Source organism: Pseudorhizobium halotolerans (genome assembly GCF_902153235.2).
Lineage (GTDB): Bacteria > Pseudomonadota > Alphaproteobacteria > Rhizobiales > Rhizobiaceae > Neorhizobium > Neorhizobium flavum.
On record NZ_CABFWE030000005.1, the window covers coordinates 1,307,849 to 1,322,687 of the forward strand.

Sequence of the window (14,839 nt, forward strand, 5' to 3'; positions counted from 1 at the left end):
ATGGAAAGGCGTTCCTTCCTTGCGGGAGCAGGCGGGGCCCTGGCTGCGCTTCCCTTCGCAACGGGTGCCGCCGCGGCGGCATCCGGACCGACGGGCGGGGTCGGATTGCTGCGTTCCTATGTCGCCAACCGGGACCAGTTCCCTCAGGCGCAAGCGCCTGAGCCGAACGAAATCCTGCAGCTGGAGCGGCGCCCGGAGCGGGCCTATGACCCAGCCAGCATCGCGGTTCTGCGTGGCGACGGCAGCCAGCTTGGCTATCTTCCGTCCGCCTCGGCCGGACTTCTGGCGGCACTGCTGGACCAGGGCTTTGGTGCCTACGCAACCACGCTGCCCGAAACGGGCGGTTCGGAGATCGCGCTCCAGGTCTATCTCGACAAGGACCTGAGCCAGGTCCACTGGATGGCGTCCTCCTGATCCGGCTCAAGTACACGAGCACAATAAGGCCGCGGAACTCCGCTTCCGTGGCCTTTTGCTGGTCTGCCGTTCCCGCGTGGACGGTTTTCCACAACCCCCCGAACGCCAAAGGCTCAGAAGCGCGCCACGTCTGCCTCACTTCGGCACGGCATGCACGAGATGGCAGAGGAAGTGGGGCCCGCCTTAGGGGCCCGTTAACCGCGACCGCGGACCGCCACTGCGGCGTCTGAACCTCAGCGGCGGTTGTGACTTAAAGTCAGGACGTCGAATCGATTCGGATCAGCGACATGATGTCGCCAGCGACGGGACGGCATGAAGCCGCCCCGGACCACCCGCCCCGCAGCAGTGCGGGACACCCCTGGCGAAGTCGGTTCAATGACTGAACCCTTCGCCGGGACCCGCATTCTTCGCTCAATCCGGCAGCGTCAGGATGATCGGCCCGTTCTTCGTGGCGACAATGGTGTGCTCGTACTGTACCGTTGGAGCCCGCGGATGGCTGTAGAGCGTCCAGGGATCGCCGTTGTCGCCATCCTCGGCCCAGTCGGCACCGAGCGACAGGAAGGGCTCGACCGTGAAGACTAGCCCCTCCTCGATGACCCGCGTCTCCGTCGGGTCAGGCCAGGTCGGTACCTCCTTGGGCTCGTCGTGCAGCGTCAGGCCGATGCCGTGGCTGGAAAGGTTCTGGATCAGCGTATAGCGGTTCTTCTTGGCGAAGGCGCCGATGGCATTGCCGATCCCGGCAAGCGGCCGGCCGGTCTTCACCTGCTGCAGCCCGGTCCAGAGCGCCCGGCGCCCGTCACGGCAGAGCTTTTCGACCTGCCGCGTCACCGGAGGCACTGCGTAGGACGCGCCGGCATCGCCGAAGAAGCCGTCCTTGACGGCAGACACGTCGATATTCACGAGGTCGCCCGCCTGGATCACCCGCGCACCGGGAATACCATGGGCGACTTCCTCGTTGACGCTGATGCAGGTGGCGCCGGGAAACTTGTAGCAGAATTCCGGCGCGGACTGGGCGCCGTTATCTTCCAGCACCTTGCGCCCGATCGCATCGAGCTCGGCGGTGGTGATGCCCGGCTCAAGCGCCTTCGCCATCGTCTCGATCGAGATGGCGCAGAGGCGCCCGACATCCTTGAGCTTGGCGAGCTCGTCTTCCGTTCTAACGATCATTCCATCATCCGGTTTTGGCGGCGGGTTTGCCGCCATCCGCCGAGCCGGTCAATGCCTTTCTGACCAGCGGCGCGACTTTCGTGCCGTAGAGCTCGATGCCGCGCATGATCTGGTCGTGCGGCATCAGCCCGATCGCCATCTGGATCAGAAACCGGTCGTTTCCGAACACCTTGTGGGCCGCGACGATCTTCTCCGCCACCAGTTCCGGATCACCGACGAAGAGGTTGCCGATGGGTCCGCGCGCAGCATCGTAATGCGCACGATTGGTCGGCCCCCAGCCGCGCTCGCGGCCGATGCGGTCCATCACCGCCGCCTGCGGTCCGTAGAACTGGTCGGCCGCAAGCTCGGTCGTGTCGGCGATGAAGCCGTGCACGTTGATGCTGGTCTTGAGCGTCGCGGGGTCGTTACCGGCCCGCCGCGCCGCCTCGCGATAGAGGTGGAAGAGCGGCGCAAAACGTGGGTACTCGCCGCCGATGATGGCGAGCGCCACCGGCAGGCCGAGCGCGCCCGCCCGCGCCACCGATTGCGGCGTGCCGCCAACGGCAATCCACAACGGTAGCTTCTCCTGCAGCGGACGCGGGTAGACGCCACGGCCATTGATCGGCGGCCGCAACTGCCCTTCGGTCCAGGTGACCACTTCCTGGTCGCGGATCGCCATCAACAGGTCGAGCTTCTCGGCGAACAGCTGGTCGTAATCGCCGAGGTCGTAGCCGAACAGCGGGAAGGATTCGATGAAGGAGCCTCGCCCGGCCATGATCTCTGCCCGGCCGTTGGAGAGAAGATCCAGGGTGGAAAACTGCTGGAAGACCCGCACCGGCTCGTCGGAGGAGAGCACGGAGACGGCGCTCGTCAGCCGGATGTTCTTCGTCTTCACCGCCGCTGCCGCCAGCACCGTCGCCGGCGAGGAAACCACGTAGTCAGGCCGGTGATGCTCGCCGAGCCCGAAGACATCGAGCCCCACCTGATCGGCCAGTTCGATCTCCTCCAGCAGATTCTTCAAACGCTCTGCCCCCGCCGCACCCTTGTCGGCGGCATTGGGGTCGACATCAGCAAAGGTATAAAGGCCAAGTTCCATGGGGCAGCATCCGATCCGAAGGTTTCCCGGAGATAGAGAGCCCCAAGGCAATCGGCAAACTCTATTCCTTCGAACGATCCGTTCGAAGGATTGGATGGTTGCTTGATCAGGGCGCGCGTCCGCGTACGCCCCACGCTCTGACCTTGAGTGGGATTGACCCATCTCGGTCATAAGGCAGTACCGTGCGCAGCCGGCTTCTGAGTTGCTCCCGCGCGCCGGGGGAGAGGCTTGCGCAATATCCTGGTGCAGGGCCGGTTCCCAAGGTGAACGGACGCCAGAAATCGTCGAAGTCGCGGAAAAGCGTCTGCGCCTCGATGGCAGTCACATCGATGCCCGCGAGACCGGCATTCTCCGCCAGGGCTGCCAGCCCGTCCCTGGTGCAGTATGGGAAGCGCTTGTCCTCGCCAAAGTCACGTGCAGTTGGGTCTAGATCTACTGCCGCGGCCCAGAAGGCACGCATGAATTCCACTCCACCCCCGGGATAGTCCCAGACATAGAAGGCGACAGTAGCACCGCGTCTGGCCACTCTCCTCATCTCGCTCACGGCCAAAAGCCTGTCCGAAACGAAATTAACCATGAGACCGGACACGACGACATCAAAACTTTCGGAAGGAAAAGGAAGTTTCTCAGCCTGTCCTGCCACGAAATCTACCCGGTCGTCCCGCACCTTGTCCCGAGCTTTCGACAGGAACCCGTCCGATGGATCTATTCCGATCAGACTCTTTGGGTCACAATGCGCCACGATCGCGTTCGAGAGTTCGCCCGTGCCGCATCCGACATCCAGCCAGTCACCGCGAGGGGCCGGCTCAATCCACTCCACGAAGCGGGGCGCGATCCGCCTGCTCCATCGGCCCATATAATTGTCGTAGTTCCCGCCTGACTGCCAGGCATCATGCCGGGAAGCCTCGTTCATCTCACCCACCACCAGCAGCTTGCTGGCTGACATCATAGGGGAAGATGAGAGAAAAGAAATACAACGGCGGTTTTGGTCGGGCTACTCTTTCGCGGTAGGGCGGGCAAAATCCGGCACCTGGAACCGGCGCCGGTAGACGCCGGGCGAAAGCCCCGTCACCCGCTTGAAGAGGCGGCGGAAGAAGGCGGGCTCCTCGTAGCCGACCTGCCAGCTGATCTCGTCGACCGACGCCTCGGTTCGTTCCAGCCGGCGCTTGGCCTCCTCGATCCGCAGGCGCTGGACATAGGCGATCGGGCTCATGCCGGTCGCCTGGCTGAAGCGTCGCTTGAAGGTCCGCTCCGTCAGCCCCGCCTTCCTCGCCATCTCCTCCAGCGGATTGGCGACGGAGAAATGGCCTGCCAGCCAATCCTGCGCCGTCTGGATCGCCTGGTCGCCGTGGTCGCGCCTGCCCTCGAACACCATGTAGGGAGAAAGCCCGTCCTGGTGCCATTGCAGCGCGAAGTAGCGCGCCACCGTCTGCGCCGCCGTCGCCCCCGCATGACGGGCGATCAGGTAGAGCACGAGATCGTGCCACGTCATCGACGCGCCTGAGGTGATCAACTCGTCTCTCTGCCCTGCGACCACCAGCACCTGTTCCGGATGGATCGGCACCTGCGGATAGGCGCGGCGGAAGGTGTCGGCATAGCCGAAATGGACGGTCGCGTCGGCGCCATCGAAGATTCCGGTTTCGGCAAGCAGGAAAATCCCCGAACAGGCAGAGCAGATCAGCGCGCCTTTAGCGTGCATCCTGCGGCACCAGTCGACCAGCTCGGGATAGCGACCCTTGGCCCAGCCATCTGCCGAGAGCACCACCGACGGTACGATAAGGATATCGGTGCGCTCGATGTCTGAGATTGGCCGTTGCACCATCATCGGCACGTGACTCGCAAGCGTCAGCGGACCGGCCCGCTCGCCGACGATCTCGACGTGGAACGGTGGCGTCTTCGGGATGCCCACGCCGGCAGGCACGATGGAGAAGGCGTTCATGACGTCGAAGATGCCGCTCAGCGTCGAGACCGCCGCCTCAGGCAACGCCAGGAGGCTGACATGAAGCGGCTGCGGCCCGCCGTTCTTTTCTCCGACTGACTTGTCCATCATCCGTCCCCGACGACCATCTTATGCCCGAAGCGCATCGGGCACCATGGCGTAGATGAAGCGCTTCATCATCCGATGGCGCAAATGGCCCGGTTCTGGCCGGCACCGCTCTGCCGGACGACCTCTCGGCCTGCGATGGTCCCCTCACCTCGAACGGAGGTCTTTAACCAGGAGAAACATAATGGATACATTGCAAACCAGGGCAATCGACAGCGCCAAGCTCGACACGTTGGTCGGCCGCGTCGTCAGCGACCTTTCCGCCGGCTATGGCGGTGTCATGGTCAGCCTCGGCCACCGGCTCGGCCTCTACAAGGCGATGGCCGACCGCGGGCCGCTCACCTCGCGCGAGATCGCCAGCCGCGCCGGCTGCGCCGAACGCTATGTCCGCGAGTGGCTGAACTCGCAGGTCGCGGGCGGCTATGTGACCTACCACGCCGTCAGCGGCACTTATGAACTGACGCCGGAACAGGCCTTCGTGCTGGCGAACGAGGACAGCCCGGTGTTCATCCCGAATGCCTGGGCGACTCCGGCCTCGATGTGGGCCGACGAGGAAAAGGTGGTGGAGGCCTTCCGCACCGGCGCCGGCATTCCCTGGGGTGACCATGACGGCCGGCTCTTCTGCGGGGTCGCGTCCTTCTACCGCAACGCCTACCGCGCCAGCCTCGTGCCGGAATGGCTGCCGGCGCTCGACGGGGTGGTCGACAAGTTGAAGTCCGGGGCACGTGTGGCCGATGTCGGCTGCGGCCACGGCCACTCCACCGTGCTGATGGCAGAAGCCTTCCCCAACTCAACGTTCCACGGCTTCGACACGCACGACAAGTCGGTCGAGGAGGCCCGCCAGGTGGCGAGGGAAGCCGGCGTCTCCGATCGCGCCACCTTCTCCAGCGCACGGGCGGAGAACTATCCGGGGACGGGCTATGACCTCATCTGCTTCTTCGACTGCCTGCACGACATGGGCAATCCGGTGGCAGCCGCCACGCATGCGGCCAAGGCCCTGGCCAAGGATGGGACGGTGATGCTGGTGGAGCCCTTCGCCAACGACCGGGTGGAGGACAACATCTCGCCCGTCGGCCGGCTCTACTACGCAGCCTCGACGACGATCTGCTGCGCCCATGCGATCTCGGATGGCGGCCACACCGTCCTAGGCGCCCAGGCCGGCGAGGCAAGGTTGAAGGACATCTTCCGCAAGGCGGGTTTCACCCGCTTCCGCCGGGCGATGCAGACGCCGTTCAACCTGATCCTCGAAGCCCGCCTCTGACCACGGCGGCGGACCGGATGATGGCCGCGGGAAGGACCTCCCCCGCGGCCGTCGCCTGGCCTCAGAGCCAGCCCGCAGCGCGCAGCAAGGGCGCGCCGCTGCGGCTGATCGGAACCAGTGACCCGTCCTCCAGCTCCAGCTCTCCGCTTCCCCGCCGCCAGCGGGCCGAACGGATGGCATCGGCCGCCACCCACCAGGACCGGTGGACGCGATAGCCATGCGCGCTACAGAGCTCCTCCACCGCATCGGAGAAACGCAGGGTGAGGAGCTCGATGCCAGCATCGGTATGGACCCGCACGTAATGATCGTCGGCTTCCAGCGCGATCAGCCGCGCCGTCCGCCGCCGGGCGGAAAGCCGGCCGCGCAGCCTCGCCTCCGCCTCCGGCAACGGCGGCGCAATCACGGTACGCGTTTCGACCAAGGCCTCCGGCTTCCGCTGCACGAGCGTCCGCAGTCCCATGACGATGAGGCAGACGATGAAAACCTGCCACAGCAGCTGCCGCGTGAAGGGGGACATGACGGCGTGGTCGTGACCGAGCAGCAGGTTCATCGCCTGCAGCACGATCAGCGTCACCACCGGCGTCATTACCACCGAGACGACCGCCATGCGCAGCCAGGGCTCCTTCAGCCTTCGCTGCACGACCATGTCGAACAGGATCCCGACCACACCGCCGGCCGTGATCGTTCCCAGCCAGAAGAGCGCTCGCGGAAGGACTGGATCCTCCACCGTGCCATAGGGCCCAAGGACCGCGAGAACCGCGCCGATCAGGATGAAGAGGCCAAGCTCCGAGACATGCCGCATTGCCGTTTCTTGCCCCAGGGAAGGACGGAAGTCGAGATGCGAGCCTACCCGATCCCGCACCGCTCGCGAAGCCATGGCACCATTGGCGAAATCCGGCTGGCGCCGGCTTCGGTAGGGAGCGAGTTTTCTGGCAGCAACCTGTGGAGATCGACCCATGAATGCAGTCATTCAACGCGTACCGGCGCTTGGGAATGTCACTTGGCTTATCGCTACCTTCGCCAGCGTAGCGGTCGCAGCCGCCTCCTACCGCTACGTCATCGGCGTCGGCCCCATGCCGCCGAAGATTGTCGCCAACGCCTTTGCCATGCCCTGGCTCCCCCTCCACGCGGCTGCCGCCGCCACGGCCCTGTTGATCGGGTCTTTCCAGTTCGTCGGGCGGCTGCTGCGAACGCGGCCCGCGGTACACCGGTGGACCGGCCGCGTCTACGCCGTCGCCTGCCTGATCGGCGCCGTCACCGGGCTGGTCCTCGCGCTTGGCACCACGATGGGTCCGGTCGCCACCGCCGGCTTCGGCAGCCTGTCGGTGATCTGGGCGCTCACGATCGGCTATGGCTGGCAGCGGGCTCGCGAGCGCCGCTTCCCCGACCACCGCCGCTGGATGATCCGCTCCTGGGCCCTCACCTTTGCGGCCGTCAACCTGCGCGTCTATCTCGCAATTGCCGGGGCGCTCACCATCCCCTTCGATGTCAGCTACCCGATCATCTCCTTCCTGGCCTGGGTGCCGAACCTGATCCTCGCCGAGCTCTACCTCGCCCGCAGCGACCGCGCAAGGCGAGAGACGCGACAGGTCCAGCTGGATCAAATGGGCTGAATAGACAAGCGTCGTCAATCGCTTGCGCATGACAGCGGAATCGAAGCGAGAAGCAGTTCATGTGCTTCCGGAACTGGCTTACTCCCGTCCCGGAGGCGAGTTCAGGCAGGGGTCGAGCACGATGAAGTCCGGCTCCAGCCGCCGAAAGGAGCCGGTAACGGTGACGCGATCGCCGACGTCGAACCCGTTCAGCTTGTAGGTGACGCACATGACCTTCGGCGCCTGGTTTCCGCAGACGCCCATATAGGCGAGGCCGTCACCGGTCTCGGCCACTTCCAGCGGGCCGGTCACCTCGATAACAATGAGATCGCCCTCGGGTGGATGGAAACCCTTCAAATCCTCCACCAGCTTCTCGCAGGTCGTGTAGAGCGATGGCGCAGGCTGGGCGGAGGCCGCAGCGGCAAACACAAGAAACGATGCGATAGCGAGAGGCAGAGCTTTCATGGTCGGGCCGAAGTTGTCGAAACGAGTGCCGCCCATGTCTGCATGAGTTTCGCTTCGGCTCAACAGACCGTTTCTTGCGTCTCTCATGAACCAGATTAGGCCTTGGCGCGGTGGGCATGGCCTAGCGGACACTTGGAGACCAACCGCTTCAACCGGAAGATGGGAAGGGATCACCCCTTCCCTCTCGTCTTCGACTGGCGCCCGTTCACATCCGCGCCAGCAACGCGGCCAGCTGGTCGGCTGCCTTGCCCCAGCCTTCGTGGAAGCCCATCTCTTCGTGGGCCTTCTTGTCCTCCTCCGTCCAGTGCAGTGCCCTGGCGGTATAGCGGGTGCGCCCGCCCGGCAGTTCCTCCAGGAGCACGGTCGCCACCATGAAGGGCTTGTCCGTCGGGACCCAGCCTTCGGTAAAGGCGTCAGTCACCACGAGCTTCTCGTTTTCGACCAGTTCGAGGTAAACGCCCCGGTTCGGGATGACCTCGCCGTTCGGCCCCTCCATGACGATATTGCAGCGCCCGCCGGCGCGAAGATCGAGATCGGCCTCGGTCACTTTCCAGGGCTCCGGGCAGAACCACACTTTCATCAGTTCCGGCGTGGTCCAGGCCTTGTAGACATTCTCGCGCGGCGCATCGAATTCGCGCACCAGAACGAGTTCGTGGCCCGGTGTCTTGTTCGTCATGTCCATCTTCAATCCCTCCGATGATCTGGTGATGTTCCAAGGACGAATGACCGTGGCGTTTGCCGACATGGCGAGGTTAAGATTTCAGGAGGGGATGGCTTCTTCCTTCAGCTTGTCCAGTTCCAGCCGCACATGGGCGGCCTCCGCTGGCGAGCGGGCAAGGGAGATCGCCCGGCCGAATGCCTCCCTCGCCTCCCTAGTCTCGCCCGTCTGGGCAAGCAGCGCGCCGCGCACGCCATGGAAATAGAAGTAGCCGTCCAGCGCATCCGCCAGGGGTTCCAGCATGGCGAGCGCCTCGACAGGCCCGCGCAGCTTCGAAAAGGCGACGACCCGGTTCAGCGAGACGACCGGCGACGGGTTGAGCTTTTCCAGGAGCTGGTAGAGGAGTTCGATCTCCTTCCAGTCCGTCTCCCCTGCCGTCACGGCACGTGCATGCAGCGCGGCGATCGCCGCCTGCACCTGGTAGGGCCCTGGCTTGCGGTGGCGGATCGCCTTGTCGAGCAGCGCCAGCGCCTCGTCGATCTGCCGTCGGTCCCAGAGCGAGCGGTCCTGATCCTCGAGCAGGATGATCTGCCCCTCTCCGTCATAGCGTGCCTCGCGGCGGGAATGCTGCAGCAGCATCAGCGCGGCAAGCCCCATGATCTCGGGCTCAGCCGGGAATATCCGCTGAAGCAGGCGGGCGAGCCGGATGGCCTCCTCGCAAAGCGCCGCAACATCGGGATTGCTCATGCCCGCGGAATAGCCCTCGTTGAAGACGAGGTAGATCATCGCCATGACCGGCGGCAGCCGCTCGGCGCGCTCAGCGGCGCTCGGCGCCTCGAACGGCAGCCCCGCCTTGGCGACGCGCGCCTTCGCCCGGGTGATCCTTTGCTCCATCGCGCTTTCCGACACGATGAAGGCGCGCGCAATCTGGGCGACGCTGATGCCGGACACGATCCGGAGCGCCAGCGCGATCTGCTGCGTCGCCGGCAGGTCCGGATGGCAGCAGATGAACATCAGCCGCAGGATGTCGTCGCGGTAATGCGAGCTGTCGAGCCGCTCAGCCATGTCGGCCTCGGCATCGGAGAGGTCGGACAGCACCTTCTCGTCCGGCAACGCAGTGTTGCGCGCCGTCTTGCGGATCTGGTCGACGCCGCTGTTGCGGCCGACGAAGATCAGCCATGCGGTTGGATCGCGCGGCGGCCCCTTGTCAGGCCAGGTCCGGATTGCCCTCAGGCACGCCTCCTGAAACGCCTCTTCCGCCGTGTCGAGGTCACGGAAATAGCGCAAGAGCGCGCCCATGGCCTGCGGCCGGGCCGCCGTGAGCGCAAGATCGATCCAGGCGAGGTCCTTCATGTGGGGGAACTCCCGGGATGGAAGACGTAGAGTGGGCGGATCTCATAGGAGGTGGAGCCAGGGTTGACGGCAGAGAGCTCCTTGGAAAAGGCGATCGCCTCGTCGAGGTTCTCGACGTCGACGGTATAGAAGCCGAGCAGCACTTCCTTCGTCTCGGCAAAGGGGCCATCGACGACCAGCGGCTCGTCCCTGCCCTTGCGCACCGTGGTGGCCGCCGTCGTCGGCATCAGCCGTCCGGTCGGCCCGAGCTTGCCGGCCTTTGCGAGCGGCTCCTGCACGGCCTGGAGGCGCCCCATCACGGCCGCCTCTTCCTCCTTCGACCAGGCAAACACCTTTTCCTCGTCGGCATAGCAGAGGATTGCGTAAAGCATCGTCAACTCCTTCTCCATTGGAAGACGAAGGAGTGGCGCCACCGCCGACCGGCCGCAGCAAAAAAATCTGCGGCCGGCAGCCTGCCTCAGGCGGCTTTGGGCGTCCCGGAGAGCGGCCGCGGTTCCGCCATCAGGCCCTTGAACAGGCACCAGGTCGCCGCGAGCAGCACGATGGCAAACGGAAAGCCGGTGGAGACCGCCATGGCCTGCAGCGCCGCAAGCCCGCCGCCCAGCATCAGGGCGATCGCAACCAGTCCCTCGAACGTCGCCCAGAAGACACGTTGCGGAACCGGCGCATTCACCTTGCCGCCGGCCGCGATCGTGTCGATCACCAGCGACCCGGAATCGGACGAGGTAACGAAGAAGACGATCACCAGTATGATGCCGATCAGCGAGGTCAGCTGCGTCAGCGGCAGGTGCGCCAGCATCTCGAAGAGCTGGATCTCGAGCGCCGCGTCCTGCACCGAGGTGAGCCCCTGCGAAGCGACCTGGCTGATCGCCGTTCCACCGAGCGCCGTCATCCAGATCGTCGAGACGAGTGACGGGATGAGCAGCACCGCGATCAGGAACTCGCGCACCGTGCGGCCGCGGCTGACGCGGGCGATGAACATGCCGACGAAGGGCGACCAGCTGATCCACCAGGCCCAGTAGAAGGCCGTCCAGCCCTGCCGGAAATTGTCGTCGTCGCGGCCGAACGGGTTCGACAGCGCCGGCAGGTATTCCACATAGGCGAGCAGGTTCAGGAAGAAGTTCCGCAGGATCTGCAGCGTCGGGCCGACGAGAATGACGAACATCAGGAGCAGGAAGGCCAGCGCCATGTTGATTTCGGACAGGCGCTTCACGCCCTTGTCCATACCGGCGATGACCGAAGCAGTGGCGACGCCGGTGATGATGATCACCAGGAACGCGGTCATGCCGACGCCGGAGGGTAGCCCGAAGAGGAAATTAAGCCCTGCCCCCGCCTGTTCGGCACCGATGCCAAGCGATGTGGACAGGCCGAAGATGGTGGCGAAGACGGCCAGGATATCGATCACATGGCCCGGCCAGCCCCAGACGCGCTCGCCGAAGATCGGGTAGAAGACGGAGCGGAGCGTCAGGGGCAGACCCTTGTTGTAGGCAAACAGCGCCAGCGACAGCGCGACGACCGCATAGATCGCCCAGGGATGCAGCGACCAGTGGAAGATCGTGGCGGCCATGGCGAGACGGCGTGCGCCCTCCTCGTCACCTGGAACGCCACCGAGCGGCGCCCAGTCCGTCCGCACGCCATCCTCCACCACCGGCCCTTCGAAGGCGGCGGTGTAATTGCCGAGGGGCTCGGACACGCCGTAGAACATCAACCCGATCCCCATGCCGGCGGCAAAGAGCATCGAGAACCAAGACATGCGGCTGTAGTCCGGCGTTGCATCGGGTCCGCCGAGCCTGACACGCCCGACCGGCAGGAAGATCAGGGCAACGCAGGCAATCACGAAGATATTGCCGGCCAGAAGGAAGAACCAGGCGAGGTTCGAGGTCAGCGTGTCGCGAATGGCGGTGAAGACCGGCCCGAGCGTCGTCTGGAACATCAGCGTCAGGAAGGTGAAGGCGACGATGGTCAGCGCCGAGACGCTGAACACGATGTTGTGGATGTCGAGCTCGAAGACGAAGCGTCGCCGGTAGTTGATGTTGTCCTGGCCGATCTCGTACTCGGTATCGATGATCTGCGTTCTGCCCTCCGGCGCGGGAATGGCTTCGTCTGCGCTGGAAGCGCTCAGGTCCGTCATCATCTGCTCCATTTTCTTCGGCCGGTGCCACGACCTTCGGGTCGTCCGGATAGGGTCGGCGAAAGCCGGGGCACGTTGCACGAACGCAATCGCTGCAGCCTCGCCTTGCCCACGCGAAGCGGGAGGCGGCCGGCATCAGGAGGGCCTAGATGGCGCAGCCGCCTCGCAAGGACAACCCCTTCCGCCACATTTCGGCCGCAAAACGTCAGGCGCTCGACTGGCATCCATTGCCCGGCGCTCTATAGTTCTGCACGACTGCAACGCCTGCGAGGACCCTATGGCCGATCTCTCCATGTTCCCGATCACCAGCCGCTGGCCGGCGAAGAACCCGGACATCCTCCAGCTCTATTCGGCACCGACACCGAACGGCGTGAAGGTGTCGATCATGCTGGAGGAGGCGGGCCTGCCCTACGAACCGCACTACATCGACATCGGCCAGGACGAGACTTGGGGTCCGGAATACCTGTCGCTGAACCCGAACGGTAAGATCCCGGCGATCCTCGATCCTGGCGGCCCCAACGGGCAGCCTCTGGCGCTGTTCGAGAGCGGCGCGATCCTGGTCTACCTGGCGGAAAAGACCGGCAAGCTCCTTCCTGCCGATCCAGCCGCACGCTACGAGGCGATCCAGTGGGTGATGTGGCAGATGGGCGGCATGGGACCGATGTTCGGCCAGCTCGGCTTCTTCCACAAGTTCGCCGGCAAGGACTACGAGGACAAGCGCCCGCGCGACCGCTACGCCAAGGAGAGCGCCCGTCTGATCCGGGTACTGGAGACCCGGCTCGGCGGCCGCGACTGGATCATGGGCGACGAGTACACGATCGCCGACATCGCCATGCTGGGCTGGGTTCGCAACCTGATCGGCTTCTATGGCGCTGGCGAACTCGTACAGTACGACGAGTTGAAGCACGTGCCCCGATGGCTGGAGCGAGGTCTCGCGAGACCCGCGGTGGACCGTGGGCTGACCATTCCGGCCAGATCGTAGGGAGGAGACCTCATGCCCATGCCAGTCCTGCCGATGGAGGGTTCCTGCCGCTGCGGTCAGGTACGCATCCGCATCAGCGCGCCGCCGCTTCTGACCATGGCCTGCCACTGCCGTGGCTGCCAGAAGATGAGCGCCAGCGCCTTTTCCTGCAGCGCCGCCATTCCTTCTGAGGGTTTCGAGGTACTCGAGGGCGAACCGGTGATCGGCGGCGTTCATGGCGATGACCTACATCACTATCACTGCCCGCACTGCAAGAGCTGGATGTTCACGAAGGCGACCTTCCTCGATGCCTTCGTCAACATCCGCCCGACTATGCTCGACGACGCCTCATGGTTTTCCCCCTTTGTCGAAACCTACACCAGCGCCAAGCTTCCCTGGGCCACGACCGGCGCCACCCACAGCTTCCCGGAGTTCCCGCCCATGGAAGCCTATGAGGCGCTGACCAAGGAGTTCCTGGCGCGCGGTTGAAAAATTCGCTCCGACGTGTCGGCGCGGCCGCCCCTGAGCCGTCCTTGAAGCACCCGCCCACGCGGGCGAGCAACAGGAGGGTAATGAGATGGACACGACTGTCGAAGCCAATACGCCACAGCAGGAAGCCGAACCGGTAAAGGGCGGTATTGTCGCCTACCTGCAGGTGGACGGAGCAATGAAGGCGGCCGATTTTTACAAGCGCGCTCTAGGTGCCACATTCGCGGGCGCCCATCCGCCGGACGATCAGGGCCGGACCATGCACGTGCATCTCTACATCAACGGTGGTTCGCTGATGCTGTGCGACCCCTACCCCGACTACGGCTATCCGCTCGAAAAACCGCAGGCCTTCACGGTTATGCTGCCGGTCGAAGGTATCGACACCTGGTGGAAGCGTGCCGTGGACGCCGGCATGGAGGTGGTGACGGAGCTTCAGGTGATGTTCTGGGGCGACCGCTACGGCCAGCTGCGCGACCCTTTCGGGGTCCTCTGGGCGATGAACGAGCCCGTGAAGTCATAAGTTGGCTCATGTCCTGAAGAGAGGGTGGATGGCGCGCGCCGCCCACCCTCTTCACGCTGCTCCTCACCCCTTTGTGAGCGGGAGATGCACTATTCCGGGTCGGCTTTTAACTTCCCGGTAACCCTCACCATCTGTATTAGAGCCCTATCACAGACGGCTGCGCAGCGACATGCGGGCCATCATCCACGCACGCAAACAGATGGAGGCAAGATGTTCACCCGGACGTGCTGCTTTGCTCTTTCGCTCATGCTCGGCTCGGCCGCGGTCGCCAGCGCACAGCCCACCAGGATAAAGCAATTCGATGCCTGGGGCGTCTATTCCTATACCCAGAACGGCCAGAAGAACTGCTACGCGCTGTCGGTTCCCGTGACCAAGCAGCCGGGCAACGTCAACCATGGCGACAATTTCGTGCTGGTGGCGCCGCAGGGATCGAGCTACGCGCCGCAGGCGATCATGGGCTACACCCTCAATCCGTCGGCGGAGGTCAGGGTACGCGTGGACGACAAGAGCTTCACCATGGCGCCGAAGGACAACGCTGCCTGGGTGAAGAACCAGGCGAATGAGCCGGAAATGGTCAACGCCATGCGGGCCGGTCGCGAACTCGTCATCGAGGCGACCTCGCAGCGTGGCACCAATACCAGCTATGCCTATTCCCTGAAGGGCGTGACCGCGGCGCTGAACGAAGTGCGCAAGTGCAACTGATCGCGGC

The 14,839-nt window shown here is 64.6% G+C and carries 17 protein-coding genes; 7 read left to right on the forward strand and 10 right to left on the reverse strand.

Annotated features, from left to right (window positions below; all coding sequences use genetic code 11):
• Positions 1-414, forward strand: a complete 414-nt coding sequence (locus tag FN060_RS11365; protein ID WP_142588124.1) for an HIRAN domain-containing protein — start codon at positions 1-3, stop codon at positions 412-414.
• A 411-nt stretch (positions 415-825) separates the two neighbouring features.
• On the opposite strand, the gene map is transcribed toward FN060_RS11365, so the two are convergent.
• The 4 genes from map to FN060_RS11385 form a co-directional block, all read right to left on the reverse strand.
• Positions 826-1,581, reverse strand: coding sequence for a type I methionyl aminopeptidase (map, locus tag FN060_RS11370; RefSeq protein WP_142588125.1), 756 nt, complete (start codon positions 1,579-1,581; stop codon positions 826-828).
• A gap of 4 nt (positions 1,582-1,585) precedes the next feature.
• Complete coding sequence (locus tag FN060_RS11375) at positions 1,586-2,656, reverse strand: LLM class flavin-dependent oxidoreductase (protein WP_052638976.1); 1,071 nt, start codon at positions 2,654-2,656, stop codon at positions 1,586-1,588.
• Positions 2,657-2,762: 106 nt separating this feature from the next.
• The gene (locus tag FN060_RS11380; protein WP_142588126.1) at positions 2,763-3,569 is read right to left on the reverse strand and encodes a class I SAM-dependent methyltransferase; all 807 of its coding nucleotides are present in this window, start codon (positions 3,567-3,569) and stop codon (positions 2,763-2,765) included.
• A gap of 81 nt (positions 3,570-3,650) precedes the next feature.
• A complete protein-coding gene (locus tag FN060_RS11385; protein ID WP_142588127.1) occupies positions 3,651-4,703 on the reverse strand; it encodes a GlxA family transcriptional regulator in 1,053 nt (350 codons plus the stop codon).
• 181 nt (positions 4,704-4,884) lie between these two features.
• Here FN060_RS11385 and FN060_RS11390 point away from each other — a divergent pair, with 181 nt between their 5' ends.
• On the forward strand, positions 4,885-5,961 hold the full coding sequence (locus FN060_RS11390) for a class I SAM-dependent methyltransferase (protein WP_142588128.1): 1,077 nt from the start codon (positions 4,885-4,887) through the stop codon (positions 5,959-5,961).
• A 61-nt stretch (positions 5,962-6,022) separates the two neighbouring features.
• Here the strand turns inward: FN060_RS11390 and FN060_RS11395 are convergent, their stop codons facing one another.
• Entirely contained in the window at positions 6,023-6,931 is a 909-nt protein-coding gene (locus FN060_RS11395; RefSeq protein ID WP_211181471.1) for a LytTR family DNA-binding domain-containing protein, read from the reverse strand.
• Between FN060_RS11395 and FN060_RS11400 the strand changes: the two genes are divergently transcribed.
• Positions 6,918-7,574 (forward strand): DUF2306 domain-containing protein, encoded by a 657-nt coding sequence (locus tag FN060_RS11400; RefSeq protein ID WP_142588129.1) that lies wholly within the window; start codon positions 6,918-6,920, stop codon positions 7,572-7,574. The two genes, FN060_RS11395 and FN060_RS11400, sit on opposite strands and share 14 nt — an antisense overlap.
• A 78-nt stretch (positions 7,575-7,652) precedes the next feature.
• Here FN060_RS11400 and FN060_RS11405 read toward each other — a convergent pair whose 3' ends face one another.
• From FN060_RS11405 to FN060_RS11425, 5 genes are all read right to left on the reverse strand, one after another.
• Positions 7,653-8,081 (reverse strand): hypothetical protein, encoded by a 429-nt coding sequence (locus FN060_RS11405; RefSeq protein ID WP_142588130.1) that lies wholly within the window; start codon positions 8,079-8,081, stop codon positions 7,653-7,655.
• 142 nt (positions 8,082-8,223) lie between these two features.
• Positions 8,224-8,694 (reverse strand): SRPBCC family protein, encoded by a 471-nt coding sequence (locus FN060_RS11410; protein WP_142588131.1) that lies wholly within the window; start codon positions 8,692-8,694, stop codon positions 8,224-8,226.
• Positions 8,695-8,778: 84 nt separating this feature from the next.
• Positions 8,779-10,029 (reverse strand): RNA polymerase sigma factor, encoded by a 1,251-nt coding sequence (locus tag FN060_RS11415; RefSeq protein WP_142588132.1) that lies wholly within the window; start codon positions 10,027-10,029, stop codon positions 8,779-8,781.
• Positions 10,026-10,400, reverse strand: a complete 375-nt coding sequence (locus FN060_RS11420; protein ID WP_142588133.1) for a YciI family protein — start codon at positions 10,398-10,400, stop codon at positions 10,026-10,028. Before FN060_RS11420 ends, FN060_RS11415 begins: the two co-directional genes overlap by 4 nt.
• Positions 10,401-10,486: 86 nt before the next feature.
• Positions 10,487-12,160, reverse strand: a complete 1,674-nt coding sequence (locus tag FN060_RS11425; protein WP_183949620.1) for a BCCT family transporter — start codon at positions 12,158-12,160, stop codon at positions 10,487-10,489.
• 277 nt (positions 12,161-12,437) lie between these two features.
• On the opposite strand from FN060_RS11425, the gene FN060_RS11430 reads away from it, so the two are divergent.
• The 4 genes from FN060_RS11430 to FN060_RS11445 all read left to right on the forward strand — a co-directional run bounded on the left by FN060_RS11430 (position 12,438) and on the right by FN060_RS11445 (position 14,832).
• Positions 12,438-13,142, forward strand: coding sequence for a glutathione S-transferase N-terminal domain-containing protein (locus tag FN060_RS11430; RefSeq protein WP_142588135.1), 705 nt, complete (start codon positions 12,438-12,440; stop codon positions 13,140-13,142).
• Between the two features lie 12 nt (positions 13,143-13,154).
• A complete protein-coding gene (locus FN060_RS11435) occupies positions 13,155-13,610 on the forward strand; it encodes a GFA family protein (protein ID WP_077546821.1) in 456 nt (151 codons plus the stop codon).
• A gap of 88 nt (positions 13,611-13,698) precedes the next feature.
• Positions 13,699-14,130, forward strand: a complete 432-nt coding sequence (locus FN060_RS11440) for a VOC family protein (protein ID WP_142588136.1) — start codon at positions 13,699-13,701, stop codon at positions 14,128-14,130.
• 210 nt (positions 14,131-14,340) lie between these two features.
• Positions 14,341-14,832: an invasion associated locus B family protein gene (locus tag FN060_RS11445; RefSeq protein WP_052638988.1), complete on the forward strand. Its 492-nt coding sequence runs from the start codon at positions 14,341-14,343 to the stop codon at positions 14,830-14,832.
• Positions 14,833-14,839: the final 7 nt, after the last annotated feature.

What these genes read in the sequence shown, in the direction of transcription:
- FN060_RS11365 (WP_142588124.1), top strand. Translation starts at nt 1, where the DNA reads ATGGAAAGGCGTTCCTTCCTTGCGGGAGCAGGCGGGGCCCTGGCTGCG.
- map (WP_142588125.1), bottom strand. Translation starts at nt 1,581, where the DNA reads ATGATCGTTAGAACGGAAGACGAGCTCGCCAAGCTCAAGGATGTCGGG.
- FN060_RS11375 (WP_052638976.1), bottom strand. Translation starts at nt 2,656, where the DNA reads ATGGAACTTGGCCTTTATACCTTTGCTGATGTCGACCCCAATGCCGCC.
- FN060_RS11380 (WP_142588126.1), bottom strand. Translation starts at nt 3,569, where the DNA reads ATGAACGAGGCTTCCCGGCATGATGCCTGGCAGTCAGGCGGGAACTAC.
- FN060_RS11385 (WP_142588127.1), bottom strand. Translation starts at nt 4,703, where the DNA reads ATGGACAAGTCAGTCGGAGAAAAGAACGGCGGGCCGCAGCCGCTTCAT.
- FN060_RS11390 (WP_142588128.1), top strand. Translation starts at nt 4,885, where the DNA reads ATGGATACATTGCAAACCAGGGCAATCGACAGCGCCAAGCTCGACACG.
- FN060_RS11400 (WP_142588129.1), top strand. Translation starts at nt 6,918, where the DNA reads ATGAATGCAGTCATTCAACGCGTACCGGCGCTTGGGAATGTCACTTGG.
- FN060_RS11395 (WP_211181471.1), bottom strand. Translation starts at nt 6,931, where the DNA reads ATGACTGCATTCATGGGTCGATCTCCACAGGTTGCTGCCAGAAAACTC.
- FN060_RS11410 (WP_142588131.1), bottom strand. Translation starts at nt 8,694, where the DNA reads ATGACGAACAAGACACCGGGCCACGAACTCGTTCTGGTGCGCGAATTC.
- FN060_RS11415 (WP_142588132.1), bottom strand. Translation starts at nt 10,029, where the DNA reads ATGAAGGACCTCGCCTGGATCGATCTTGCGCTCACGGCGGCCCGGCCG.
- FN060_RS11420 (WP_142588133.1), bottom strand. Translation starts at nt 10,400, where the DNA reads ATGCTTTACGCAATCCTCTGCTATGCCGACGAGGAAAAGGTGTTTGCC.
- FN060_RS11425 (WP_183949620.1), bottom strand. Translation starts at nt 12,160, where the DNA reads ATGACGGACCTGAGCGCTTCCAGCGCAGACGAAGCCATTCCCGCGCCG.
- FN060_RS11430 (WP_142588135.1), top strand. Translation starts at nt 12,438, where the DNA reads ATGGCCGATCTCTCCATGTTCCCGATCACCAGCCGCTGGCCGGCGAAG.
- FN060_RS11435 (WP_077546821.1), top strand. Translation starts at nt 13,155, where the DNA reads ATGCCCATGCCAGTCCTGCCGATGGAGGGTTCCTGCCGCTGCGGTCAG.
- FN060_RS11440 (WP_142588136.1), top strand. Translation starts at nt 13,699, where the DNA reads ATGGACACGACTGTCGAAGCCAATACGCCACAGCAGGAAGCCGAACCG.
- FN060_RS11445 (WP_052638988.1), top strand. Translation starts at nt 14,341, where the DNA reads ATGTTCACCCGGACGTGCTGCTTTGCTCTTTCGCTCATGCTCGGCTCG.